The sequence below is a fragment of the Nostoc sp. DedSLP03 genome (assembly GCF_034530815.1).
Classification (GTDB): Bacteria; Cyanobacteriota; Cyanobacteriia; order Cyanobacteriales; family Nostocaceae; genus Nostoc.
This window is the reverse complement of sequence record NZ_JAVRCK010000010.1, coordinates 76615-99676: the sequence shown is the minus strand read 5'-3', so window position 1 is coordinate 99676 and position 23062 is coordinate 76615. Positions and strand designations below refer to the sequence as shown.

Here is a 23062-nt window from a genome sequence, read left to right as displayed (position 1 = left end):
GATATTCAAAGGCTATGAAAGTCGAAAATGAAACGTCCAAATCGCCTTGCTTGGATGGGAGCGATCGCACTCGCTGCGATCGTTTTACTTAGTTTGTTTGCGGCTCCCAATAATACTAAAATTAACGCTGGCTCTACCTATAACCGTAACTCTGATGGCTATGGTGCTTGGTACGCTTTTATGCAACAACAGGGAATTTCTATCAAGCGTTGGCAAAAGCCTTTTAGTGATATTCAGCCAGAGAACAGCCCAGTTACTCTGCTACAAGTAGGCGGCTATCCTAGAGAAACCACACTAGATAGTCAAGAGCGGGAATGGGTAGAGAAAGGGAATACTTTGGTAATTTTGGGTGCAAAGGCGCGGGTTACAGAAGCGGAGTTTAGCACTATGCAAAAATCTCCTGAAGGTGATATTAAAATTGATACACGTAGACGATATAAAAAAGCTAACTCTCAGCAAGTTAATTTAGGCGATCGCTTTGGTGCTGTTGTCTGGAAAGAAAATTACAAAAAAGGAAAGGTGATTTTTTCTACCACTCCTTATTTAGCTGCCAACGCCTATCAAGATTATTTAAGTAATTTCAAGTATTTAGCTAGTTTAGTTACTGAAAAAAGTAACACAGTCTTAGTCGATGAATACATCCACGGCTATAAAGATGCCGATGTCAGGAAGAAAGAAAACGAAGGAGATTTATTTAGCTTTTTTGCTAAAACTCCTTTACTGCCAATATCGATCCAGGTAGGTATCCTGCTATTAGTGCTAGTTTGGGCGCAGAATCGCCGCTTTGGTAAACCAGTAGCTTTAGATACACCAGTTGTAGATAATAGCGAAGCATACATCCAAGCTTTAGCTGGGGTGTTGCAGAAAGCTGATACCACCGACTTTGTTGTTGAAATGGTGGGTAAACAAGAACAACTAGAACTCCAAAAAGCCTTGGGATTAGGGCAAATACTATTAGAACGTCAAGCCTTGATCGATTTCTGGATGGAAAAAACAGGTGCAAGTGCAGCCGAACTAGATGCAGTTTTAAAGCTACAATCTCGCAAAAAACCCATCAGTGAACGAGACCTGTTAAGCTGGTTGGGAAAATGGCGAAGCATTAGATTAATTCGTAATTCGTAATTCGTAATTCGTAATTATTTTTTTGGGCGATGCTGAATTCAGGGATGATTCATGTGGGGTGGGCATCCTGCCCGCCCAGAAATACAAGGGACGGGCAAGATGCCCATCTCACAAAAATAGTAAAATTATCCCGCAAATATGCAACCCTTTTTTTGGAATTGTACTCTGCGTTGGTTATTTATCAATAAAAAATATGAGTGAAACACATCCTATTTTAATTCGTCTTGGTCAAGGTCTTAATCAAATAATTGTCGGACAATCTAGCTTAATACAGCAACTCTTAGTAGCACTGCTAGCGGGTGGGCACGTAATTTTAGAAGGAGTGCCGGGAACTGGGAAAACTCTACTCGTAAAAGTGTTGGCGCAGTTAATTCAAGGAGATTTTCGCCGGATTCAATTAACACCAGATGTTTTACCTTCAGATATTACTGGTACTAATATTTTTGACTTGAATAGCCGCAATTTCACTTTGAAAAAAGGGCCAATATTTACTGAAGTATTGCTAGCAGACGAAATCAACCGTACTCCACCCAAGACACAAGCGGCGCTGCTAGAAGCAATGGAAGAAATGCAGGTAACACTGGATGGTGAAAGTTTGCCTTTACCAGATTTATTTTGGGTAATTGCAACCCAAAACCCCCTGGAATTTGAGGGTACTTATCCTTTACCAGAGGCCCAGTTAGACAGATTTTTATTTAAGCTGATGGTAGATTACCCCGATAAAGCTGCTGAAAAGCAAATGTTACTCAATCGTCAGGCGGGTTTTGCAGCACGACGTTTAGATATTAGCCGTTTGAAACCAATCGCAACAGTAGCCGACATTTTGCAAGCACGACAAGCAGTCAAAGAAGTTAAAGTATCAGAAGCGATCGTAGATTATTTGTTGGCATTGGTGACAATATCGCGCCAATATCCTGATTTAACTTTGGGTGCATCACCCCGCGCTACCGGTGCTTGGTTGCAGACATCTCAAGCATTAGCGTGGTTAGCGGGAAGAGATTTTGTAACGCCAGATGATGTAAAAGCAGTTGCATCACCGTTGCTACGTCATCGTCTCATCTTAAAACCAGAAGCGATGCTGGATGGTTTACAAATGGATGCGGTAATTGCGTCGGTAATTAATCAAGTACCAGTTCCAAGGTGAAAAAATTAAACCTCTAACGTAAATCCCCCTTCTCCCAAAATTGGGAGAAGCGAAGTTGTTTCACCAAGACATAGCGATCGCCATCACAACATTACTGATAAAATATCGAAAATGCGAGAACTTTACCCAGCGATCGAGCCTTACTTAGAAGGTAGTTTACAAGTTTCCGACCTTCATACTATCCATTTTGAAGAGTCAGGAAACCCCCAAGGTCAACCCATCGTTTTGCTGCATGGGGGCCCTGGTGGCGGATGTCCAGCTTTTTATCGGCAATATTTCCACCCAGAAAAATGGCGGTTAGTAATGTTTGACCAGCGCGGTTGTGGTCAAAGTACTCCCCATGCTGAATTACGAGAAAACACCACTTGGGATTTAGTTAGTGATATCGAAAAACTGCGCCAACATTTAGGTATAGAAAAGTGGGCGGTCTTTGGTGGTAGTTGGGGTAGCACTTTGTCGTTAGCTTACAGTCAAACCCATCCCTCTCGCTGCACAGGATTAATTCTGCGTGGGATCTTCATGCTGAGGCAAAAAGAGTTGCGCTGGTTTTACCAAGAGGGTGCTAGCTATATTTTTCCTGATGCTTGGGAAGAATATCTCAAACCAATTCCCATAGATGAACGTGATGATTTAATCGCAGCATATTACAAACGTTTGACCAATCCAGATTTAGAAATTCAATTAACAGCAGCGCGTGCTTGGTCAATTTGGGAAGCTAGTACTAGTAGACTTTTCTTCGATCCTGAACTCATGCAAAAGTTTGGCGAGAGTGAATTTGCTTCCGCTTTCGCACGTATTGAATGCCATTACTTTATGAATAAGGGATTTTTGGAAACAGAAGATCAATTACTCTTAAATGTAGACTGTATCCGCCATATTCCGGCTGTAATTGTTCAGGGACGCTATGATGTAGTCTGCCCAATGATATCAGCTTGGGAATTACATCGTGCTTGGCCAGAAGCAGAATTTATAGTGGTTCCTGATGCCGGACATTCGATGAGTGAACCAGGAATTTGCAGTGCTTTGATTGAAGCAACAGATAATATTTAATTCGCTTGAATAGCTAATAAAACTAGCTTATGCAAAACTCTAAACAAGAAATAAATGCCAGAGCTTCTATAGATTTAGAACAGCGAAGGAATTGGTATTCTCCCGTAGCTAATATTTATTACAACGCTAGACCACAATATCCAAAGCAACTGATTGAGCGGTCTGTCGTTTTAGCCCAACTTGACTCAGATGCATCGATTCTTGAAGTCGGTTGTGGTCCAGGAAATGCGACAGTAGCTTATGCTCAATTTGGTTTTTCAATGACGTGTATTGAGCCAAACCAAGATTTTTATCGTTTGGCACAACGCAACTGTGCAACCTATCCAAACGTTGCAATCCACAACACCTCATTTGAGGAGTGGGAACTGGAAGCAAAACAGTTCAATGCCGTTCTATCTGCTAATGCCTTTCACTGGATACCGTCAGAAATTCGCTATGCTAAGGCAGCGACGGCATTACGCGACAACGGCTTTCTCATCCTACTATGGAATCTCAGACCTGAACTGAAATATGAAGTTTACCAAGCGATTGAGGAAGTGTATCAAGTTTATGCTCCCTCACTTGTCCGCTATGAAGGTGCAGAAATTCAAGCGGAAATTTTGAGAGGGTTTGAACAAGACATTCTAGACTCTGGTTATTTTAAGAAATTAGTGACTGAGCAAATCGCGTGTGAGGTGACGTACAGCATCGATGACTTCTTTAAGCTATTAAGTACCATGAGCAGACTGGAGCCAAAGGCGAAGGAGTTGCTATTTGCACAATTGCGGGAAAAGCTAAGGAACTTTGGAGACAGTGTAAACCTCTCGTTTCTTTCTGCTGTTCACGTTGCCCGAAAAGATGGATAAGCTGTTGAATTCGTTATGTAATGATGCAGCAGAACAAGTCATTGGAGCGGACGTGCATAACCCTTGTAAATTTGGAAACTTATACTGTCTGTGAAGCATCAGTGTAAGTAGTTCACTACAAAAAAAGAAGATATGCGAATTCTAATTGTGGAAAGCAGTATGTTGTTGCTCCTAACTGCAATGACAACTGGCTGTGTCGGTTCTTCCTCTGTTACAAAACAGCCGCAAGCTTTGCCAGCAAGCACTGAACAGCCGACGAAAGAAGCTGTGTTGAGTTCAACACCTACACCGACTGCAAAACCTATAGAGCATTCTACCCCTGAAGCCACTACTGCCACAAATCCGACGCGCTGTGAAACTAGTCAATTGTCAGTGCGCCGAATTTCCGAAGATGCTGGCGTTGGGAATGTTGCACTTACCTACGCCTTCACCAATAACGGCTCATCTCCTTGCACCCTCTACGGTTATCCGGGATTGGGACTACTGGATGCAAAAGATCAACCTTTGCAGGGGATTAAAGTTATTCGCTCCAAGGACACTTACTTTTCGAGTAAGCAACCTCGACAACAAGTAACTCTAGCTCCTGGAAAACAAGCCTCATTTCAGATAGCTTACAACCACATTAGTTCCCCAGATCAAAACTGCCCAATGTCTAGTAAAATTCAAATCACACCTCCTAATGCTTACGAGCACTTTACCCTTACAGAACAAATCAAGCCTTGTACAGGCAAAGTTAGAGTGACTCGAGTACAAGCCGTTAACACTCAACCCTAGTAAATTTCTGTAATTTACTCAAATACCCAGAAAAAGCATAAATTTAATCAAAGCCTCTGATAAGTTCAGGATTGTACTCATCAAAAAGGTTAAAAATTTTATGGAAGGAATTGATGTTGCCGATCAAGATGGCAGAGTCGATTGGACGGCAGTAAAAAACTCTGGTAAAACTTTTGCGTTTGTCAAAGCTACAGAAGGAGCTAGCATTAAAGATTCTGCTTTTGCTCATCACTGGCAAACCATGAAAGCTGTTGGTCTAATTCGCGGTGCTTATCATTTCTTTCACCCCCATACATCTGACCCGGTTCAGCAAGCAAAGGAATTCTTAAAAACATTGGGCAAATTAGAACCGGGAGACTTACCACCAGTCATAGATATAGAGATAACTGACAAAGTAAATAGTCAAGCTGTAATTAATGCAGCCAAACAGTGGTTAGCAGAGGTGGAAAAAGCCCTTTTGCAACAAACAAAAAAACCAATCAAACCAATTGTTTATACCTTCCCCAGTTTTTGGGAACAACTTGGCAATCCATCTGATTTTGCTAGTTATCCTTTATGGATTGCCCACTACGGAACTAGGAACCCAACTATTCCTGGTGCTTGGCAAGGACAATACTTAATCCATCAATATGAAGGTGATATATCTGGTGTAACTGGTGTTAGTGGTCGAGCCGATTTGAATAGATTTAATGGATTGCAGTTAGGAGATTCTGGGCTAAGAGTAAAACAATTACAACAGCAATTAAAAGATATTGGCTTATATACTGATGCCATCGATGGGCGTTTTTCTGAGTCAGTTAAGAATGCAATTGTTAGTTTTCAAACATCTAAAAAATTGCAAGCTGATGGAATTGTCGGTATAAAAACTTGGGTAGCTTTGCTATGGATTTAAGTAAGTAGGTGTGAATAAACAAAGGTTTGCGATCGACGGTTCCAAACCTTTAATTAATTTTATATTGTATAAGATAGTTTGATTTATTGTGGTTATTACTTAACATCGTAATGAACAAAATTGAGATTCGACCTGGAAAAAACTTTTAAGGATTCGTTTGAGTGAATTAAACTTAACCCGTCTGATAGCTTTATTCACTTCTACCCACTGCCGTTTTCTTTTACTTACTTCTGGATAATCTTCACTCAGCATATCAACTGATAATAAATACATCTTGACGCAATAAATTTTGCCTTGTTTGCGGTACTTGTAAGTTCCCAGTTCATTTGCATCTACTTGCCCAATTATCCCTGCTTCTTCCCACGCCTCTTTGGCTGCGGAATCAGGTGGACTCATACCATTAGGAATATCTCCTTTGGGAATCACCCAGTGTTGAAAGTCACGAGTTGTAATTAGCAAGATTTCAACTTTACCATTGTTCACTCTGTAAGGAATTACCCCAGACTGTATAAACACTTTATTAGCTTTTCTACTCATGTAATTTACATCCTGTACGTCCTAGCTTTTTTGTACAATGTTTACTTCAGAAATTCTAGAGCTGATACCGGATAAATTTTGGTTAATCTTAAGTTATGAAAAGGTTAAAAGCAGATTTTTACTTATAAGAGTTAATTATCGAAATGGAATTCAGGAGTCAGGAGCCAGTATTCAGAATGAATTTTGTGCAACTAGCGGATAGCGTAAGGGTAGCAAGCTATTTATTCAAAAAATTTCTAGCATCAGTGTTTGAGCGGGTGATGATGGTTTTAATGCCGCAGTTACACTATTATCAGACTGGTTTTATCTTGAAGAGTCAGACCCCTATTTGTCAGTTGTATCCATAAAAGTTGTGGGTAATCTGAGCAACACTCTTGTTCAACTAACTGTAATAACTGTTCCCAAACTCTCATTGGCTAATCTATCTACTGCACACACGGCATAAGTTCCCGCTTGTTGGACGGTAGCGAATGTTGTGCCAGCAGATAAAATTCGTTGAATTGTCCAAGTATCGCCACTTAGTCGATAAAGTGTCCAGGAACGAACTGGCTGATTATCTCCAGGCTGCCAACTCAGTTTACGGTTATTAACTTGTAGTCCAATGGGTGGAGATGGTGGTGTTGTATCCTGCCAAGGCAAAGTCGGTGGTAAGGCAGGTTTGTTATACAGCAGACTTTGAAATTTATCAGCAATGCCCTGACTATTTTCTGTCAAAACACTGAGATTAAAGAAGATATTCCCCAGTGACAATCGTCCAGCTTGGCTACGACTAATTTTTACCTGCTTTTCAATCTCATCACTCTCGCGACTCTTGTTGCTTGGTTCTGTCAAATTGTTACCAGCATAAACGTGTCTTTGCTTTGTGTTTACCTGTGTCCACCACTGTAGCAACGCTGGATAACTTTGTTGTGGTTGGTCTGTGCGCCAGTAAAGTTGAGGAGCGATATAATCAATCCAGCCTTCTTCTAACCATTTTTTTGAGTCAGCATACAGCACATTGTAAGCATCCAATCCAGTAATACCAGCGGGTTGGCCGGGGCGATAAATCCCAAAAGGACTGATACCAAATTTAACGTCGGGTTTGGCTGTTTTAATCCCTTGCCAGAGGCGCTGTACCATTTTGTTAACATTGTCTCGTCGCCAGTCGCCAAGGCTGAGTGTACCACCAGCTGCTTTATATGCAGCATAGGTTTTATCATCGGGGAAAGACTGCCCTTCAATGGGATATGGATAGAAATAATCATCTAAGTGAATGCCATCAACATCGTAGCGCTTCACTACATCGAGAATTACATTATACGCTCTATCCTGAACTATTTTTAGTCCTGGGTCCATCCAGCGTTGTGTTTTCCACAAATAAACGCTTTCTGGATTGGTAGCTGCGATGTGGGGACGGACTGTTTTAGCTGGGTCGGTGGAAGTGCTAGCGCGGTAAGGGTTAAACCAAGCATGGAGTTCAAGGTTATGCTTATGACATTCTGCGATCGCAAACGCTAAAGGATCGTAAAATGGTTCTGGAGCTTTCCCCTGAGTTCCTGTAATCCAAGCACTCCAAGGCTCTAATCGAGATTCATACAAAGCATCTCCCTCTGGTCGCACCTGGAAAATCAGAGCATTGAAGTTTAGCGCTTGTAATTTAGTAATAATCTCGGTAAGTTCTGCTTTTTGTTGAGCAACAGAAAGTCCCGGTTTGGAAGGCCAATCACCATTCCACACAGATACTACCCATGCTCCCCGGAATTCCCGGCTATGATTTACCCTAACGCTGCCGATAGGTGTGGGCGTTGGTGTTGGTATCGGAATTGGTGTTGGAGTTGGAATTGGCGTTGGTGTTGGTATTGGCGTTGGTGTTGGTGTTGGAGTTGGTGTTGGAGTTGGTGTTGGAGTTGGCGTTAATATTGGCGGCTGTACTAAGTAACTAGAAGCAATTTTTTCTGCCTGACCTAAATACACCAAGGCTTGATAAATAATCACTGCCACATCTGCACGAGTAGCTGCGAGATTAGGATTGAGTAATTTAATATTTGGGAAACTAACCACCAATCCAGCGCTGGTGGCAATAGCTACATGATTTCTACCATACTCAGGAATCTGTACAGAATCCTGATAAATCTGTGAGAGTTTTGAGAGTAGGTCAGGTTTAACCTTGGTAGCAATTTCTAAGCCTGCTACCAAGGAAACTAAGACTTCTACCCTAGTAATTCGGTTAGCAGAACGGAAAGTTTTATCAGGGAACCCGCTAATAAATGCTTTTTCGTAAGCTGTTTTGATGGCTGCTGCTGCCCAATAATTCGTGGGTACATCAACAAAGGAAACATACTGCCGCTTCTTGGAAACTGTCCCAAATGCGCTGGCAATAATAGCGGCAAATTCAGCACGGGTAAGTGAATTATCGGGGCGATAAGTGCCATTAGGCAACCCACTGACAATACCGCGTTGGGCTAAGGCTGTAATAAATGAGCGTGCCCAATGGTTTTGAATATCCGAGAATGGAGTAGCAATAGATACCATTGTTAATTGCAGCTAGCTGGCCTTGATTTTGATTTCCTTTGTTAATTTAGCAATTTTGTTGGCGTAGGCATAGCCAGTGGTAGGCATCGCTGCTGCAATAGACTTATTGCATAAGTGGGGAAAAGGGGAAGGGTTAAAGGGTAAAGGTATGGAATTTTCCCAAACCCAGTAACCTTTAACCTTTCTCCAACCGGAAAGCAAAAGCTACTTTTGTAAGATGTTTAATGTCGTCTTGTAAACTTTGACTACTTAAGTTTGAGAATGGGAAATAGGGAAGGGGAAAGGGACTTATGTTAAAGGGGAAAAAACTTATCTTAGGGACTACCAAATAAAAAAATATACAACTTTTCTTGTGGGGTGGGCGTCTCGCCCGCCCGTAGAAAGGGGCGGACAAGATGTCCACCCCACAAGACTGGATAATTTATTTCTTGGTAATCCCTTACTATATCGAGCCTTCCAATCCTTTTCCCCTTACCCTTTCCCCTTTAACCGAGCAGTATTGCTCCCCCACTTCCCACTCTTATCTACTAAGTAGGATTTGCAGCTTCATTAGTAGGATTCGAGGTAGAACGCGCATTCAACGCCAGCATCACGCGGGAAGTGCCAGTGAAAATAATGCTGACACCAACTAGTGTACCCAGAAGCCAAGGTGCGTTGAAGGGCCACTGGAACCAAATCATTGCGCCTAAAACCAGCGTAATAATCCCATCACCGAGTATCCACGTCCAGTTTTCTTGTGGACGTAACTTGAATGCCAGAATTAACTCGAATGTACCTTCAGCCAGTAAAAAGCTACCAAGCAACAGAGTTAGTGTGAGTACACCTGTAAAAGGATAAACAAACAGCATAATGCCGGTGGCAATATAAAGCCCGCTCAAGAGAAGTTTCCAAATAAAACCTCCTTGCTGGCGGGTTTGAGTGGCATAAACTAGTTTTGTAAATCCGGCAAAAATCAAAATCGTTGCAATCCAAGTTTCGGTGAATAAGGTGGTGAAATTAGGTGCTGCGATCGCAATAACCCCTAAAATACTCAAGAGAACACCTGTTATCAGTGACCCATTCACATTTTTCTTAGTATCTCTAGTAACATCGGTTGTCATAAAAATCCCTTTCCTATTCTTAGACTAAACTCTACATTTAGGTTAGGGAATTTTTAATTAACACAGTATGAACCCTAAGATAGACTCATCAGTATTAACTTCATTGCGATCGTGACTAAAATTTACGACTATTGAGATACTAAATTAATCATCAGATCGCAACTGCATTGTCTCTAAGTTACCCTATAAGAGTTCTGCAAGATTGCTGAGACGTTCATAAACAGAAATAAGACGATCTCCTTCAAGTTCAACAGAAGTATTTGGATAATTCTGAATGGCTCCTAGTAATGTCACTTCACCATTTTGTTCAATCGATGTACTTAAAGCGCTTCGCAATGCTTGCTGGTCTAATTGTCCTGCGGGAGGATGAACTACCTCACCAATTTGGTTAACTAAAATTGGCCCTGCCCAACTAGCTAGTAAGCTATTTAAAAAGGCAGCATCAGCTTTTATTGGGGCTTTCAATGCCTTACGAGCTACTGCGGGGTCTTGTTGCGCCGCCTGTAAATAAGCTCTTAATGTTGGGGTAGTCTTGCCAGTTTCTGTAAACTGAGTTAATTCTTCAACAGATACTTGCCCCTGAAAAGTACCATACTTTAAAACAACTTGCTCGGCAGCATTAGCATTAGTAGTTGAGAATAGAACAATAGCACCTACACCTAAAGCTACTGTCTGAGTAAGTAACTGAGTAAATTTTTTATTATTTAATCGATTGAAAAGTTGCGAAATCTGCATTTTGTTAAACTTGATAATGGTATTGAGCAGACATAAGCAAAAAATGCCTATGTCTTAGGATTAAACTTTGTCATTAGGCGGAGCTGCATGAGGTAATATTGATTGATCTTCGTCTAAAGTTGGTGCAGGTACGCCCAAATGCTTCCTTGTAGTTTCTTCAGCCAGCTTTCGGTCTTGTTCGTTCTCAAACTGGCTCTCATCTAACAAATGAGGAGTTTTTGCTGCTTCGTCTCGGCTTGGTCGATAACCATTTTTCCACCTGTACTTCCAGTCCATAGTTTAAAAGGCAGTATACTGCAATTTTATTTCCTAGTTGTTTATAGTAGACGCTGAATGGAAAGTGATACTCCTGCTATGGGTTGAAGAAGCTCATTCAGAAGGTATAAATTTAACCTATTAGAGTAATAATACTTGTGTGCGTAATTTTTAATACTTTAACAAGTATATAACAAGTCATCAGTGGCGATCGCAAATGTAATAATAACGATTGTCAGGAGATGCGATCGCTCTTCCAATATCTTAATAAACTTTCACTATTAAAGCTTTGCTGCTTCTGCCTTGTGCAGGATGAGTATATTAGCTTTAAGCTTTAGAAAGTAGAATTTATTTGATTTTATATTTGTATTCAAAAACAGATATGATAAATATTATTTTAGATATTGCCAAAGCACAAAACAAAATAATTATGCTTAAAGAACAGATTACACAAGAGCTAGAAAAATTACCTGAACCTCTGTTACAGGAAATTTTAGATTTTGTTCAGTTCTTACAAGCCAAGTACCAAAAAGAAAAAACCTTAGAAATTAGCATTATGAGTGAATCATCATTGCAAAAAGATTGGTTAAGACCAGAGGAAGATTCAGCATGGCAGGATTTGTAAAAGGAGATGTTGTTATTGTTCCATTTCCCTTTTCAGACTTAACTGGTACAAAACGCAGACCTGCTTTAGTTATTGCTACTTTTCAGGGAGATGATCTGATTCTTTGCCAAATTACTAGCCAAGCTGTTGGCGATATTTATGCCATTCAATTAGATAATAGTGATTTTAGCTACGGTCAATTAAATCAGCCAAGTAATATTAGACCAAATCGAGTTTTTACTGCTGATAAACAAATTATTTTATATCAAGCAGGTCAAATAAAATTTGAAAAATTAACAGAGGTTATTAATAAAATTATTGAAATTATACAGTACTCAAACCCGTAGTTGTATCCAGTATTTAATTAAGTTGGACTGGTGTCAGATGGTTCGATAACTGGCGGTTGCGTGACAGTTCTACATGGATTTGGTGCGTCTGATTGTAAAACAACGCCAAAACGGTTGATTTGGGAGGAGTTTAGCAATATTGTTGCTGGCAAAGGTTTTGAATTTGGAGGAACTGAGGTAGTTACACCTGGGTTTTTAGGATTAGCTGAAGTTTGGGTACTTTTATTGGCACAAACTCGCATAGACACCAAAGAACTGCCAGAAGCAGGATTTGGATTTGGTTTTTTCTCAATAACTTCTAAAAAAGCCCCACGGGGGAGTGATTGGTTGTTTCCCAAGGATATGTCATTATTGGTTTTAATTACCCAACCAGGAGAAAGATTAGCTAGCGATCGCGGTGTAGGTGTTGCTTTAATGGTAGGGTTTGGAGTTTGTAATGGATTGGAAAAAATTGGAAAGGCCCCTGATGGCGATCGCAGTTGCTTGACGAACAATCCTAAAAAACCTGCTGCAACCACAATTAGTAATGGAACTATCCAATATAAGGGTAATTTAGGAGTTTTGACTGGCTTAGTTTCTGGAATTACCTGAGTTACTCGCCTTGATAAAAACTGAGTTAGTAATTCATCTGCTTTTACCTCTTCTAAAAATTTATCTACATCAATTGAATGTGATTGGGCTACTGGTGGTTCATAAGTATTTGACTGCTGAATTTGAGGCTGATTTGTGTTTCTTTGTCGAACAACTTTTTCTTCAATTCGTGCTACTTCTTCATCCCTAATTTCCAAAACGTGCTGATATCGCCTTAATTCTTCACGAATCTCTTCCGTGAATGGGTACTGATGCTCAATTGCTTGAGTTATTACTTGCTCATACTGCTGCAATTTTTGTTGATATACCTCTCTCTCTGCTATAATTCGGGCTGTAATTGGGTGAATATCTTCAGCTTTTAGACCTAAGAGTTGCTGCTGTTGCCACAGTTGGTTATGGTTTCCTTCGCTCAAAGGATATTCCTGCTGCACTGCTGTTGTAAATGCCTGCTCAAACTGCTGTAACTTTTGTCGATATGCTTCTATCTCGGCAATAATGCGATTTTCAATTGCAGCTAAATCCTCATCCTTAAGTTGCCATTCCTGCTGCATCTGTTGCAATTGATGGCGAGTAGGTTGACTTAGGGGATACTCTTGTCGCATTGCTTTAGCTAACGACTGTCTGTAGTGTTGAAGGTGTCGCTTATATGCTTCAATTCTTGCCTTAACCTGCGCCTCAATTGGCATTGTATCCTCATTCCTCAGCCCCAAAATTTGCTGAAGATTCTGTCTTAGTGCATTAAGATCATCTTCACTTAGGGCTACTGTCTGCTGAAGTGCTTCAGTGAAGTCCCGCTCATATTGCTGTAACTTTTGTCTAAATTCCTGACGAGCAACTGCTAACATCTCATCTTCAATTGTAGTTGCTTCCATTTCGGATAGTCCTAAGCGGCTTCTGAGCGCATCCAAAATCTTGCGACCCACAAAAGTAACATCTCCACGATTACTGTATCGTGCTACTTCTTTGCGATACTTCTGTTTAGGATCGCCTTGGGGAACTTTTGTAAGTCGAATCTTAAAGCCTTCTCTACTTGTGTAGATTTCTGGCTTCATTGTCGGCTGTATTTCTCTAACCTTCCGGCTGGCATACTCATGCAACTCGTCAATGGAGACAACGCCATCTTCATCTAAGTCTGCTGCGCCTGTTGTAATTCCCTCTATCAAATAACGGGTATAAATTGAGAGGTCTGACCCCTGTTGCTCAAAGGAATATTGAGTTGAACTGGATGAAGTAAGAACAGCTCGCCCCTCTCCTCCTAATTGCTCACGGATATTTACAGTACCGTCGTCCTTAGCTGATAAACCCTCAGCAAAAGCACCACTAAAGCAACTATCCAAAATGACAACTTGTCGCTTAGAACGGCTGCGGCTCATGCTTTCATGGACAACACTGGCTGCTACTGCTGATGAGCGAATTAAATCTCCTCTTGGAGTTTTGCGTGTGGTGCGGGTTGCTAGAAACAGTCTGCCAGTGTCATCTTTAATGCCATGACCAGAGAAAAACAGAACTAACAAATCATCTTTTTGACGATGGGCAAATAGATTTTCTATAGCTTCTTCCATATCTTGGCGCTGGGGATTTTTTAGCACCATAATATCTGTCTCAATAAAGCCGCCCATTTCTGGGTGTAACAGCACTTGCTGCATCGCTTCAACATCTTTCACAGCAGCAGGTAGCGGGTTTAACCCAGGCTCATATTCACTCACCCCAATCAGCAATGCTACTTTTGCCATTTGAAATACTCTACCCTGCTACAAATTTCTGTGCTGCCTCTATTGCTGCTTCTAACTCTTGCTGGCTGCTGGCTTTGACTTTCAGTTTCTTGCCATTAGCCTCTATTTCTAGTTCAATGGTTTTGCTGCCAAGGCGATCGCCTAAAAATCCCATCAATGCTTTAATATTCTTGGCATTCACCTGGGCTGTTAGCCAACCCACTGCCAGACCTGTAAGTGACTTGCTGTCTGCTGGTGCTTTTGCTTCACGGAAAAGACTAGCATCTTCCACTTCATCCAATTCCAGCATCTGTTGCAATAGTTTCTGCGTTTCGTCTTGCAGTTCATCGTCATCTAAATCAGGCTCTTGCAAGGCGATGGTAATCTGGACATTGGATGTACTCGCCATTCTTACACCTCTAATTGTGGTTAATGCTTAAATTATCATAAGTATCTTATACAATCCAACTAGTAATAATTCCGGTCTAGATTGTCATAAATATAAATTTTGACAAGATATATAGCGTGCTATGAATAGCAAGAGTACTGTCAAGTAAAAATATATACTATTACTGACTAGAGCAAGCTAGGCTTGATTTTGATTTACTTGGTTCATTTAGCCATATGAGAGCGATCGCTATTGCTGTGTCATATTATAAAATTTTACAGTTGCAGAATATCTAAGCGTCGGCTTTGTACCCTTGTCTACAGAACGTTAAGGGCGAACGGGAAGCAAGCTATGTACAGCCGTGATTTTTAATTGTCAGGTATATTTACTGGTTGCTTTATCAAAAATCCTAATTGCTCGATCAAAATACTAAAATACTTTCTCAAAATACTGAAATGCTTTCTCAAAAGGCTTAAATGCTTTCTCAAAACACTTGAATGCTTTCTCATTTCGGTGTTTTCAGCAAGCAAAAGGCTTAAATGCTTTCTCAAAAGACTTAAATGCTTTCTCATTTTGGTATTTTCCGCAAGCAAAAGGCTTAAATGCTTTCTCATTTTGGTGTTTTCCGCAAGCAAAAGGCTTAAATGCTTTCTCAAACACCAGTTTAGTTACTCATTTCAGTGTTTTTCACAAGCCACAGGGCATTTGACTTTTTCAAACGGATCTATGCCTTCTTTCCTGTTCCCTATCCACGCAAGTAAATTCTCCAAATCAAACCGGATTCCTATATGTCTGCTAATTTATGACTTTATCGCCTAAAGTTACAGAGGCACTTTGAATTTAGTGCAAAATTTATCAAATTTCTGTCTAAAGAAAGAAGTACAAAACTCACCTGACTATATCTAACAATTGTCCATGCATAGAATAGTCACTCTCAACAAATATCTCTATAGATATAACTAAAAAAGCTACTTTTAGTATAATTACACCTTTAGGCTCACGCAATTTAAGCTAAAAAGGTTAATACTATTAAATAACATTATCAAAATTAAATCTGGTTGTAATCAAAAATTGCAGCCTAGACAACAAATAGATAAATAGAGAGAAAAGAGAGAAAAAAGTACAAACAATGGCAACTTCTACTGACCGCGAGCAACAGATTCAAAAACTGCGTGAACTCATCAAAGATATTGATTATGGTATGTTTACTACAGTCGATGATGATGGCAGCTTGCATAGTTACCCCATGTCAAAGAGTGGTGAGATTAACTCTGATAGTATACTCTGGTTCTTTACTTATTCTGATTCCCATAAGGTGACTGAAATTGAACACCACGAGCAGGTCAATATTAGTTTCTCTTCACCCGAACAGCAGCGATACGTTTCTATCTCAGGTACAGCACAACTTGTGAAAGAACGCAACAAAATGCGAGAGCTATGGAAACCGGAACTTCAAACCTGGTTTCCTAAAGGACTAGACGAACCTGGTATTGCTTTGCTGAAGGTAAATATTAACCAGGTTAATTATTGGGATAGTGTATCGAGTTTCAAGCCCCAAACAATTAGTTTTTTGACAACATCACGTCTTTAAGTAATTAATAATTCGTAATTCGTAATTCGTAGTTAAGAATTAAATGACGAATTATTTAAGACTCGTAATTATTGGACAAAATTGTGGCATTTGTTAACAGTATTGAGTAACTGAAAACACTACCTAAAAATTCAGCGATCGCACGCACACCGCTTGCATTATTTAAAAGCCAGCCGCGGGCGGGTGATCGCTGTCAGCAATATGCTGCTGATGAAGGTTTTAAACTTTTCAAAACTTCTAAAGTTTGATACTGATGAAGGCAGAATCAAACATGGCTTTCCACCCTAAAGCAAAGCACAAACATGAGACTGGAGAAATAAAAGTTATGCCTTACAAAGAAATTGCAGACTTACCAGATTCAGTCAAAGAAAACTTACCCAAACACGCCCAAGAAATTTTCCGGGCTGCATTTAACAGCGCTCAAGAACAATATGGTGGAGAAGAACGTTCCTTTCGAGTCGCTTGGAGTGCAGTAAAGCGCGATTACGAAAAAGGCGATGATGGGCATTGGCACAAAAAACCAGAATAGAATTCAATACGGTTCGATTCAGGTTTTCTTACAGCCAATGCTTGGGATAAGTCCTCTCTTGTGCCAGATTATTAAAAACCACAGCACAAAGCACCAAAATAATAGAACCTTGTAAAGCAGGTGTTAATAGAAATTGCCAAGGAGCTTTTGTCATCATCACGACTAAGGCAACTGCTCCTGAAGGTGGGTGTAGAGTTCCAGTCAGCTGCATCATCCCAATGGCTGTTGCTACTGCCATTCCCATTGTCCAAGGTGACGAACCGAAAAGATGTAAAATAATTAGGCTGACTAAGGCAGCTACGAGATTACCACCAATCACATTACGGGGTTGAGCCAAAGGACTGTCTGGTACACCAAATATCAATACACTGGTAGCACCAAACGGAGCCATAAGCAGAGGAGAATGTGTTTTCGCAGACAGGTAAGCCGTTGCTGCGATTGCTAAGAAACTACCAAGCCAACTCCAAAAAATATGTTTGTGATGAGGTTTATCTATAGGACATGTTAGAGGACATGACCGCCAGGTTCCACTAACCTTAAACCAATAATTATTCAATCTCAAGTGAAGATTTTTGTAATTAAATAATCTTAAATAAGCAGAATTAGTTCGTTTTTTGGGGAAATTTCCTTTCATAAACTCCACAATAATAAAAAAGCATCGACTTAGAGAATATGAGTTGTGACATTATACTGTAGCTAGTTATCAATACCGAAATAAACAAACATATCTATCTCAAGTTTGTTAGCAAAAATAGTATCTTAAATCGGTTGATATACTAAAGATAACAATGCACACAGTAGTACCTTTCCAGATTGGAGATAAGGCATCGATTGGATTATTTATTCAAGACATTAAGAGCAACATTTACATAGACCTGTTAATGCTAAATTAACAAGTCTAATAAAATATTGCTTAATGTCATGATTTTATAACATTTTACCATTAAAGTATCTTGGAAATTTTTTAATAAAGCGTATATTACATAGAAAAAAAACTATCAAAGCTATAAGATTTACTTATGAATTGCCTAGATTCGTTGGTAATTCTTCTTTCCTTTGCTGATAATAGTTTTAGATGAATATCGGGCTATGGAAGAAACCAACCCAGAACGCCATGAATACTGCAATAGGGAGATTATTTTTATTTAAAATCGTAGTGTTTTTAAACGCAGAGTGTTTTGGAAGCAATATTGTATTTAGGAAGTATCAGATGTCACACAAACAATTGATTTATTGCTGGCAAAAATGGTTACTTCCCATCTTGATGCCTGCCATTGTGCAAATAATGGTTCTAACATTAGGGGTGTTGAGCATTTTGGGAAGCACTGCTCCGATGAGTCTTGCTCAAGCTGTTTTCAGCACTAGTCACATCCAGGAGCAACAGACACCATCAAAATCAACAGTGCTAAATGCCACTGTATATCGCAGTCCCGATTGTAACTGTTGTGGCGGGTGGATTGAGCACTTAAAGACACAGGGTTTTAAAATCACAGATTTTTCTACGCCTGATATCGAAACAGTCAAACAAAAATACAACGTGCCGGATAACTTGTCATCTTGCCACACGGCAATTGTTAATGGATATGTTATTGAAGGACACGTCCCAGCAGACGACATCAAACGTTTGCTTCAAGAAAAGCCAAATGTTGTTGGTTTATCTGTTCCGCAAATGCCTGTAGGCACTCCAGGGATGGAAATGGGGAATCGAAAAGACCCGTTTTCCGTGCTTTCTTTCGATCGCAAGAACTCAGTTGCAGTATTTAATAAGTATCCTGGTGAGTTCTGAGTCAATAGAAAGAATCTTTTAACTCGGAACTCAGCACTCTTTATTTAGAACCAGTTTTAATCGACTGCGACAAATGACTTAACCATCTCCTCAACCAGAAAGTAGATGGTGCGCTTGCAATATTTTGAGAAAGAAACTCAATGGCATGGTTACAATCTTGCAGGCTGGCATCGAGTCCCATTGCACGATAAATTTCACGAGCATTGCAAAAGGCATCCATCGCTTCTGATTCTCGATTGATTTTTTCTAACACCAAACCCAAATTAAACCAGGCATTTGCTTCCCCATTTGGGTCATTAAGATCGCTTCTAATCTCTAATGAATGCTGATAAAACTCCAACGCCCTTTGGTACTTTCCTAAAGCTTTATAAGCACTGCCCAATCCACTCAAAGCCATGCCTTCAGCATTGCGATCGCTGATGAATTTCGCCAGCCCTAACCATTGTTGGTAAAATTCAATTGCTAGTTGGTAAGATGCCAACGATTCATAAATGTTGCCCAAACTTCCCAGGCAAATGCATTCCCCAGTCCAATCGCCTGTTTTCTTCGTTATACTCAACCATTGTTGGTAAAGCTCTATCGCTTGCTCGTACTTACCCAGGTATTCATAAGTATTACCCAAGCTTCCCAAGCAAATACCTTCTCCAGTGCGATCGCCTATTTTCCTGGTAATACTCAACCACTGGTGATAAAATTCAATCGCTCGCTGGTATTTGCCCAGTGATTGGTAAGCGTTACCCAACCCAGATAAAGATTTGGCTTCTTCTAAGCGATCGTTTATTTCTTTAGCTATATCTAACCACTGTTGATAAAACTCAATTGCTAGGTGGTACTCGCCTAGCGACTGGTAAGCATTGCCCAAACTTGCCAAAGAAATCACTTCCCGATTGCGATCGCCTGTTTCTCTGGCTTTTTCTAAGCACCGCTCTTCATACTCAATGGACTCAATATTATTTAGTCCCCCGGATCTTATTACTTCTGTCATTCTCTATAGAAATTTTTGCTCCATAAGCTGTCGATTATACAATTTTCTGTGGCTTTAGCACAGGATAAGTGCAACTTATGTCAAAATTGAGAAATTATTCTTCAATATCAAGCTTTCTTGTATACTTTTCATACACAGCGATCGCTATGTATAAAAAGCTTTTATTTATCCTTAGTAACAAGCATACAAATATACCATACTGAAAAACTTAGCTTTCTCAAAAGATATAAGAAAAACCAAATTAATCAGCAGCAGCATAATCTGGCAATACCTTGAGTTCTGAATTAACAGCACTTAAATAATTTTGATCGTTTAAAACTTGTGATGGTAATTTATTTGCATTCACAGCAGCTTTAACCAAATCTTTTGCAAGAATATTTCTATTCAAAGTTTTAAGTACTAGCGTTTCTCCGCTAGGAATACCGTGTTGTTGCAGACCTCCTTGATAAGCAAAATTAACTAGATTCAAAGGCTGGAGGTAATTCGCAGAAGTCGAGTTCGTGGATAAATTATTAGAGTTAACAGCTATTGTTTCACTGTTGTTAGTAGTAGCTGTTTGAGCGCCAGCAATTCCAGGTACAAGAGTAAGAGAAGCAAAAATCAGTGCAGAATTTATTAAGGTAGTAAGTTTCATAAGTTATATTTAGGTAAAATGCGATCGGTGTTTCTTAGTAATAGAGTCCTCTTTATTATTAATCTCAACTTCCTTCAGTCAGGTCATCTGATCGGTTGATATATGACTCACCCAAAAGGGTGAGCTAATTGGGTGATACAAACAGCAATAGAGACTCAACTGAGTCTAGACACAACAAGGATGGTTGAAATTTTCAAGTACTTAACTGAGGCGAGTTGAACATTTATGCAATTTTTTAGGTGACTCAAATACGCTCATTCACCTAAGCCTAATCACAAGTATTTACCCAAATGTCAGAGAAAAACACTGCGTGTTGCTTTGTTAAAGCGTCTCTACATACCTAAAATTCTCTCTTAGAAGGAAAAACTTGACACTTAAGCGATGCTTTAGTATAAATGTACTATAAAAGCATTTGATATTGCATAAAACTTTACCACTCCCGACTACGCTAATAGGAGAGTACAAAATAAATGAAGCTATCTAAGGTAGACTTGAGCAGTTTAGTAGCGATCGCTCATTCTGATGGATATTTGCAGTTGTTACTCGACCGAGGCAACGAACTAGAGTTTTTGGAAATTCCGGCACCGATACAAGCTTATGAAGGATTGCAAGAACTCAATGAGGTTATAGCTGAAACTACTGCACTACCCTTTGAAGAAGAACCAATTGCTATGTTACCAGTTAGCTCATCAATGGCGGCGGCTGTAGGCTACGATCCTGACGAACAGATTTTGCAAGTTGAGTTTCAAAGTGGAGCGGTTTATCAGTACTTAGGCGTAGACGAGGATACTTGGGAAGATTTACATTCCTCGGACTCAATTGGCAGCTTTTTCAATCAAGAGATTAAAGGTAGATATGATTGCGATCGTCTAGATTGTGCAGATTAATGACTAATAACTGTATTTAGGGTTTTTAATAATTCTTGCGTTGTATAAGAAACTTCTTGGCATAAGTCGGAAAAAGGGGAAGGTGGGGTCCTTTCAAGGGCAGGTTTTTAGGCTTTCGATAAATAGTTGAGAATGTTCTCAATTATTGAACGTAGTTTTAAGTTCTCAGACAATGATTTTGATTTTCAAATCCCAAAAATTTGTCTAATTATTTGTCTAATCAAAAAAACCTGCCCCAGAAAGAGGAAGGGGGAAAGGGACTCATGTTTTTTATCCCTTACCATGAGTCCCTTTAACCTTTACCCAATCTCCATCTAACAATTTTGGGTTGGCAGACTACTAGTAATGCTTTCTTCAGAGACAATAGAAAAAACCCATATAATATCAACGCAGTTATGACAACTACACTTACCTCTGCTGTTAAACCAAGAGCCGAAGATAGTTTTGCCATTACCTTTGCACCATTATCTCTGGAAGAAATCTATGCCAAATCCGACGATCCAGCCAATGGTGCTGTGGTTGTGATGAGTGGTATGGTTCGCAATCAAACCGATGGTAAACCTGTGATTGCTCTAGAGTATCAAGCTTATGAACCGATGGCGTTGCGGATATTTTATCAAATTGCTGCTGATATTCGCTTATCTATGTCTGATGTGAATCGAGTCGCGATTTATCATCGTGTTGGACGTTTGCAAGTTGGGGAAATCAGCGTTTTAGTAGCTGTGGGTTCTCCTCATCGGAGTGAGGCGTTTGAAGCTTGCCAATATGCTATTGATACGCTCAAACATGAAGCACCCATTTGGAAGAAAGAACATTGGCAAGATGGTTCTAGCACTTGGGTGAGTATTGGTGCGTGTGAAACATCAGGAGAAAATTGTTAATTTGAAAAAGAATTCAGATTGACAAAATCTTGACAAGCATAGGTAAAATGCTATCCTCTTTTTCCAAATGTATTGAACTCATCGACACCACTCGCCAGAACCTTGAAAACCGTCGTAACTTCTCTACGAGACGCTGCGCTAACGTTGAATGGTGTCGATTGTTTTCACAGTAAGGGTTTCAGGCGATAAAATCGATTGTTTGTCGCTGTGCAAAAGTACTCTTAACTAACTCTGCAATCTCTATACGATTCCCACCGGGATCTCGGAGGAAAAACCGCACGCATCCTGGAAGTGGTCGTTGGTCGGGAATAATTTCTATCCCATGCTCTTTTAGGTGTTCTTCAAAGGCGTTCAAGTTATCGACTTGGAAACAAAAATGCCGTCTAGATGCTTGGTTATTGGCGTTTTTCTCTCTACTAACGTGCAGTTCAATATCTCCTAATTTGTACCACGCTCCTGAATCATTTTTGATGACATCAGGTCTGGCAATTTCAGTCAATCCTAAAACTTTACTATAAAAAAACAGCATTGCATCCTCCACTTCCAGAGGATAGGTTACTTGAACATGATGAACTTTAAGCTTCATAAATTTTTCTCCTAATTTGGGTTAAATTTGGTAGCGCTACAATCACCTTTTGCTGTAATACTGGCGTATTTTTAAAGTTTTTCTGTTCAAACTCACCAAACATCTATATGACAAGCTTTCCCATACTGATGCGTTCTTCAATGAGATAGCCAAGTTTTCTATAAAACTCAACTACTTCTGCGTTGGAGACACGAACTTGGAGATTGATTTTGAGGCATCCCATCGCTATCAATACGTTCTCTGCGTGCTGCACTAACTTGCTACCAATACCCTACCGTTGATACTGAGGACTGACTGCAACTGTGTATAGCCAACCGCGATGCCCGTCATATCCTGCCATGATAGTCCCTACAATGACAGAGTTAATCTCAGTAACGAAAAACAACTCAGGTTGTACAGCAAGCTTCTGACTGATTACTAATTTTGGGCTGCTGTGGGACGGATTATTAGGAAACACCTCATCCCACAAAGCACTGACTAATTCAGCATCAGATTGTTTGTATGGTCTTATATTCATCTACATCTCTAAATCAAAGGACTTGCCTTTGCACATTGTTTGTGAAATACTACTCTTAA

Annotated in this window: 25 protein-coding genes and 1 pseudogene; 13 read left to right on the top strand and 13 right to left on the bottom strand. The window is 40.0% G+C overall.

Translation table 11 applies throughout. From position 1 onward, the window contains the following. The first annotated feature begins 27 nt into the window (after positions 1-27). From RM368_RS07355 to RM368_RS07330, 6 genes are all read left to right on the top strand, one after another. The gene (locus RM368_RS07355) at positions 28-1122 is read left to right on the top strand and encodes a DUF4350 domain-containing protein (RefSeq protein ID WP_322693467.1); all 1095 of its coding nucleotides are present in this window, start codon (positions 28-30) and stop codon (positions 1120-1122) included. 193 nt (positions 1123-1315) lie between these two features. Next, positions 1316-2266, top strand: a complete 951-nt coding sequence (locus RM368_RS07350; RefSeq protein ID WP_322693466.1) for a MoxR family ATPase — start codon at positions 1316-1318, stop codon at positions 2264-2266. Positions 2267-2377: 111 nt separating this feature from the next. Continuing rightward, positions 2378-3316: a prolyl aminopeptidase gene (gene pip / locus RM368_RS07345; protein ID WP_322693465.1), complete on the top strand. Its 939-nt coding sequence runs from the start codon at positions 2378-2380 to the stop codon at positions 3314-3316. A gap of 29 nt (positions 3317-3345) precedes the next feature. Beyond that, entirely contained in the window at positions 3346-4161 is an 816-nt protein-coding gene (locus RM368_RS07340; protein WP_322693464.1) for a class I SAM-dependent methyltransferase, read from the top strand. Between the two features lie 132 nt (positions 4162-4293). Then, a complete protein-coding gene (locus RM368_RS07335; RefSeq protein WP_322693463.1) occupies positions 4294-4935 on the top strand; it encodes a DUF4232 domain-containing protein in 642 nt (213 codons plus the stop codon). 100 nt (positions 4936-5035) lie between these two features. Then, positions 5036-5827, top strand: a complete 792-nt coding sequence (locus tag RM368_RS07330; protein ID WP_322693462.1) for a GH25 family lysozyme — start codon at positions 5036-5038, stop codon at positions 5825-5827. A 99-nt stretch (positions 5828-5926) separates the two neighbouring features. Here the strand turns inward: RM368_RS07330 and RM368_RS07325 are convergent, their stop codons facing one another. The 5 genes from RM368_RS07325 to RM368_RS07305 all read right to left on the bottom strand — a co-directional run bounded on the left by RM368_RS07325 (position 5927) and on the right by RM368_RS07305 (position 10986). Beyond that, the gene (locus RM368_RS07325) at positions 5927-6364 is read right to left on the bottom strand and encodes an NUDIX hydrolase (protein WP_322693461.1); all 438 of its coding nucleotides are present in this window, start codon (positions 6362-6364) and stop codon (positions 5927-5929) included. A 378-nt stretch (positions 6365-6742) separates the two neighbouring features. Further along, positions 6743-8875, bottom strand: coding sequence for a glycoside hydrolase family 10 protein (locus RM368_RS07320; RefSeq protein ID WP_322693460.1), 2133 nt, complete (start codon positions 8873-8875; stop codon positions 6743-6745). A 527-nt stretch (positions 8876-9402) separates the two neighbouring features. Then, positions 9403-9975, bottom strand: coding sequence for an HdeD family acid-resistance protein (locus RM368_RS07315; RefSeq protein WP_322693459.1), 573 nt, complete (start codon positions 9973-9975; stop codon positions 9403-9405). A 183-nt stretch (positions 9976-10158) separates the two neighbouring features. Continuing rightward, positions 10159-10710, bottom strand: a complete 552-nt coding sequence (locus RM368_RS07310; RefSeq protein WP_322693458.1) for an alpha/beta hydrolase — start codon at positions 10708-10710, stop codon at positions 10159-10161. 60 nt (positions 10711-10770) lie between these two features. Further along, on the bottom strand, positions 10771-10986 hold the full coding sequence (locus tag RM368_RS07305) for a bromodomain-containing protein (protein ID WP_322693457.1): 216 nt from the start codon (positions 10984-10986) through the stop codon (positions 10771-10773). Positions 10987-11347: 361 nt separating this feature from the next. Between RM368_RS07305 and RM368_RS07300 the strand changes: the two genes are divergently transcribed. Both RM368_RS07300 and RM368_RS07295 read left to right on the top strand, forming a co-directional pair. Continuing rightward, on the top strand, positions 11348-11590 hold the full coding sequence (locus tag RM368_RS07300) for a DUF2281 domain-containing protein (RefSeq protein WP_322693456.1): 243 nt from the start codon (positions 11348-11350) through the stop codon (positions 11588-11590). Then, positions 11575-11916 (top strand): type II toxin-antitoxin system PemK/MazF family toxin, encoded by a 342-nt coding sequence (locus RM368_RS07295; RefSeq protein ID WP_322693455.1) that lies wholly within the window; start codon positions 11575-11577, stop codon positions 11914-11916. The genes RM368_RS07300 and RM368_RS07295 overlap by 16 nt, the downstream gene beginning before the upstream one ends. 17 nt (positions 11917-11933) lie before the next feature. Here RM368_RS07295 and RM368_RS07290 read toward each other — a convergent pair whose 3' ends face one another. The 3 genes from RM368_RS07290 to RM368_RS07280 form a co-directional block, all read right to left on the bottom strand. Further along, positions 11934-14240, bottom strand: coding sequence for a caspase family protein (locus tag RM368_RS07290; protein ID WP_322693454.1), 2307 nt, complete (start codon positions 14238-14240; stop codon positions 11934-11936). 10 nt (positions 14241-14250) lie between these two features. Continuing rightward, on the bottom strand, positions 14251-14628 hold the full coding sequence (locus tag RM368_RS07285; RefSeq protein ID WP_322693453.1) for a hypothetical protein: 378 nt from the start codon (positions 14626-14628) through the stop codon (positions 14251-14253). 347 nt (positions 14629-14975) lie between these two features. Further along, the gene (locus RM368_RS07280) at positions 14976-15221 is read right to left on the bottom strand and encodes a hypothetical protein (RefSeq protein WP_322693452.1); all 246 of its coding nucleotides are present in this window, start codon (positions 15219-15221) and stop codon (positions 14976-14978) included. Between the two features lie 515 nt (positions 15222-15736). Here RM368_RS07280 and RM368_RS07275 point away from each other — a divergent pair. Together RM368_RS07275 and RM368_RS07270 are read left to right on the top strand one after the other, a co-directional pair. Then, the gene (locus RM368_RS07275) at positions 15737-16198 is read left to right on the top strand and encodes a pyridoxamine 5'-phosphate oxidase family protein (RefSeq protein ID WP_322671443.1); all 462 of its coding nucleotides are present in this window, start codon (positions 15737-15739) and stop codon (positions 16196-16198) included. A gap of 325 nt (positions 16199-16523) precedes the next feature. Further along, entirely contained in the window at positions 16524-16727 is a 204-nt protein-coding gene (locus RM368_RS07270) for a ChaB family protein (RefSeq protein ID WP_322693451.1), read from the top strand. A 28-nt stretch (positions 16728-16755) separates the two neighbouring features. Here RM368_RS07270 and RM368_RS07265 read toward each other — a convergent pair whose 3' ends face one another. Beyond that, positions 16756-17361 (bottom strand): HPP family protein, encoded by a 606-nt coding sequence (locus RM368_RS07265; protein WP_322693450.1) that lies wholly within the window; start codon positions 17359-17361, stop codon positions 16756-16758. 576 nt (positions 17362-17937) lie between these two features. Between RM368_RS07265 and RM368_RS07260 the strand changes: the two genes are divergently transcribed. Beyond that, positions 17938-18513 (top strand): DUF411 domain-containing protein, encoded by a 576-nt coding sequence (locus RM368_RS07260; protein WP_322693449.1) that lies wholly within the window; start codon positions 17938-17940, stop codon positions 18511-18513. A 40-nt stretch (positions 18514-18553) separates the two neighbouring features. On the opposite strand, the gene RM368_RS07255 is transcribed toward RM368_RS07260, so the two are convergent. Further along, positions 18554-19498: a tetratricopeptide repeat protein gene (locus tag RM368_RS07255; protein ID WP_322693448.1), complete on the bottom strand. Its 945-nt coding sequence runs from the start codon at positions 19496-19498 to the stop codon at positions 18554-18556. Positions 19499-19739: 241 nt separating this feature from the next. After that, entirely contained in the window at positions 19740-20132 is a 393-nt protein-coding gene (locus tag RM368_RS07250; RefSeq protein ID WP_322693447.1) for a hypothetical protein, read from the bottom strand. A gap of 470 nt (positions 20133-20602) precedes the next feature. Between RM368_RS07250 and RM368_RS07245 the strand changes: the two genes are divergently transcribed. Next, positions 20603-21019, top strand: coding sequence for a KTSC domain-containing protein (locus tag RM368_RS07245; protein WP_322671449.1), 417 nt, complete (start codon positions 20603-20605; stop codon positions 21017-21019). A gap of 395 nt (positions 21020-21414) precedes the next feature. Continuing rightward, entirely contained in the window at positions 21415-21900 is a 486-nt protein-coding gene (locus RM368_RS07240) for a molybdenum cofactor biosynthesis protein MoaE (protein ID WP_322693446.1), read from the top strand. A gap of 178 nt (positions 21901-22078) precedes the next feature. Here the strand turns inward: RM368_RS07240 and RM368_RS07235 are convergent, their stop codons facing one another. Together RM368_RS07235 and RM368_RS07230 are read right to left on the bottom strand one after the other, a co-directional pair. Beyond that, complete coding sequence (locus RM368_RS07235) at positions 22079-22486, bottom strand: VOC family protein (RefSeq protein ID WP_322693445.1); 408 nt, start codon at positions 22484-22486, stop codon at positions 22079-22081. A gap of 103 nt (positions 22487-22589) precedes the next feature. Next, positions 22590-23003: pseudogene (locus tag RM368_RS07230) on the bottom strand (GNAT family acetyltransferase). Between the last annotated feature and the right edge of the window lie 59 nt (positions 23004-23062).

Coding starts and splice junctions, on each gene's coding strand:
- RM368_RS07275 (WP_322671443.1), top strand. CDS start 15,737: ATGGCAACTTCTACTGACCGCGAGCAACAGATTCAAAAACTGCGTGAA.
- RM368_RS07235 (WP_322693445.1), bottom strand. CDS start 22,486: ATGAAGCTTAAAGTTCATCATGTTCAAGTAACCTATCCTCTGGAAGTG.
- RM368_RS07330 (WP_322693462.1), top strand. CDS start 5,036: ATGGAAGGAATTGATGTTGCCGATCAAGATGGCAGAGTCGATTGGACG.
- RM368_RS07340 (WP_322693464.1), top strand. CDS start 3,346: ATGCAAAACTCTAAACAAGAAATAAATGCCAGAGCTTCTATAGATTTA.
- RM368_RS07290 (WP_322693454.1), bottom strand. CDS start 14,240: ATGGCAAAAGTAGCATTGCTGATTGGGGTGAGTGAATATGAGCCTGGG.
- RM368_RS07325 (WP_322693461.1), bottom strand. CDS start 6,364: ATGAGTAGAAAAGCTAATAAAGTGTTTATACAGTCTGGGGTAATTCCT.
- RM368_RS07320 (WP_322693460.1), bottom strand. CDS start 8,875: ATGGTATCTATTGCTACTCCATTCTCGGATATTCAAAACCATTGGGCA.
- RM368_RS07295 (WP_322693455.1), top strand. CDS start 11,575: ATGGCAGGATTTGTAAAAGGAGATGTTGTTATTGTTCCATTTCCCTTT.
- RM368_RS07315 (WP_322693459.1), bottom strand. CDS start 9,975: ATGACAACCGATGTTACTAGAGATACTAAGAAAAATGTGAATGGGTCA.
- RM368_RS07285 (WP_322693453.1), bottom strand. CDS start 14,628: ATGGCGAGTACATCCAATGTCCAGATTACCATCGCCTTGCAAGAGCCT.
- pip (WP_322693465.1), top strand. CDS start 2,378: ATGCGAGAACTTTACCCAGCGATCGAGCCTTACTTAGAAGGTAGTTTA.
- RM368_RS07335 (WP_322693463.1), top strand. CDS start 4,294: ATGCGAATTCTAATTGTGGAAAGCAGTATGTTGTTGCTCCTAACTGCA.
- RM368_RS07255 (WP_322693448.1), bottom strand. CDS start 19,498: ATGACAGAAGTAATAAGATCCGGGGGACTAAATAATATTGAGTCCATT.
- RM368_RS07305 (WP_322693457.1), bottom strand. CDS start 10,986: ATGGACTGGAAGTACAGGTGGAAAAATGGTTATCGACCAAGCCGAGAC.
- RM368_RS07310 (WP_322693458.1), bottom strand. CDS start 10,710: ATGCAGATTTCGCAACTTTTCAATCGATTAAATAATAAAAAATTTACT.
- RM368_RS07245 (WP_322671449.1), top strand. CDS start 20,603: ATGAAGCTATCTAAGGTAGACTTGAGCAGTTTAGTAGCGATCGCTCAT.
- RM368_RS07240 (WP_322693446.1), top strand. CDS start 21,415: ATGACAACTACACTTACCTCTGCTGTTAAACCAAGAGCCGAAGATAGT.
- RM368_RS07265 (WP_322693450.1), bottom strand. CDS start 17,361: ATGAAAGGAAATTTCCCCAAAAAACGAACTAATTCTGCTTATTTAAGA.
- RM368_RS07270 (WP_322693451.1), top strand. CDS start 16,524: ATGCCTTACAAAGAAATTGCAGACTTACCAGATTCAGTCAAAGAAAAC.
- RM368_RS07355 (WP_322693467.1), top strand. CDS start 28: ATGAAACGTCCAAATCGCCTTGCTTGGATGGGAGCGATCGCACTCGCT.
- RM368_RS07280 (WP_322693452.1), bottom strand. CDS start 15,221: ATGAGAAAGCATTTAAGCCTTTTGCTTGCGGAAAATACCAAAATGAGA.
- RM368_RS07350 (WP_322693466.1), top strand. CDS start 1,316: ATGAGTGAAACACATCCTATTTTAATTCGTCTTGGTCAAGGTCTTAAT.
- RM368_RS07260 (WP_322693449.1), top strand. CDS start 17,938: ATGTCACACAAACAATTGATTTATTGCTGGCAAAAATGGTTACTTCCC.
- RM368_RS07250 (WP_322693447.1), bottom strand. CDS start 20,132: ATGAAACTTACTACCTTAATAAATTCTGCACTGATTTTTGCTTCTCTT.
- RM368_RS07300 (WP_322693456.1), top strand. CDS start 11,348: ATGATAAATATTATTTTAGATATTGCCAAAGCACAAAACAAAATAATT.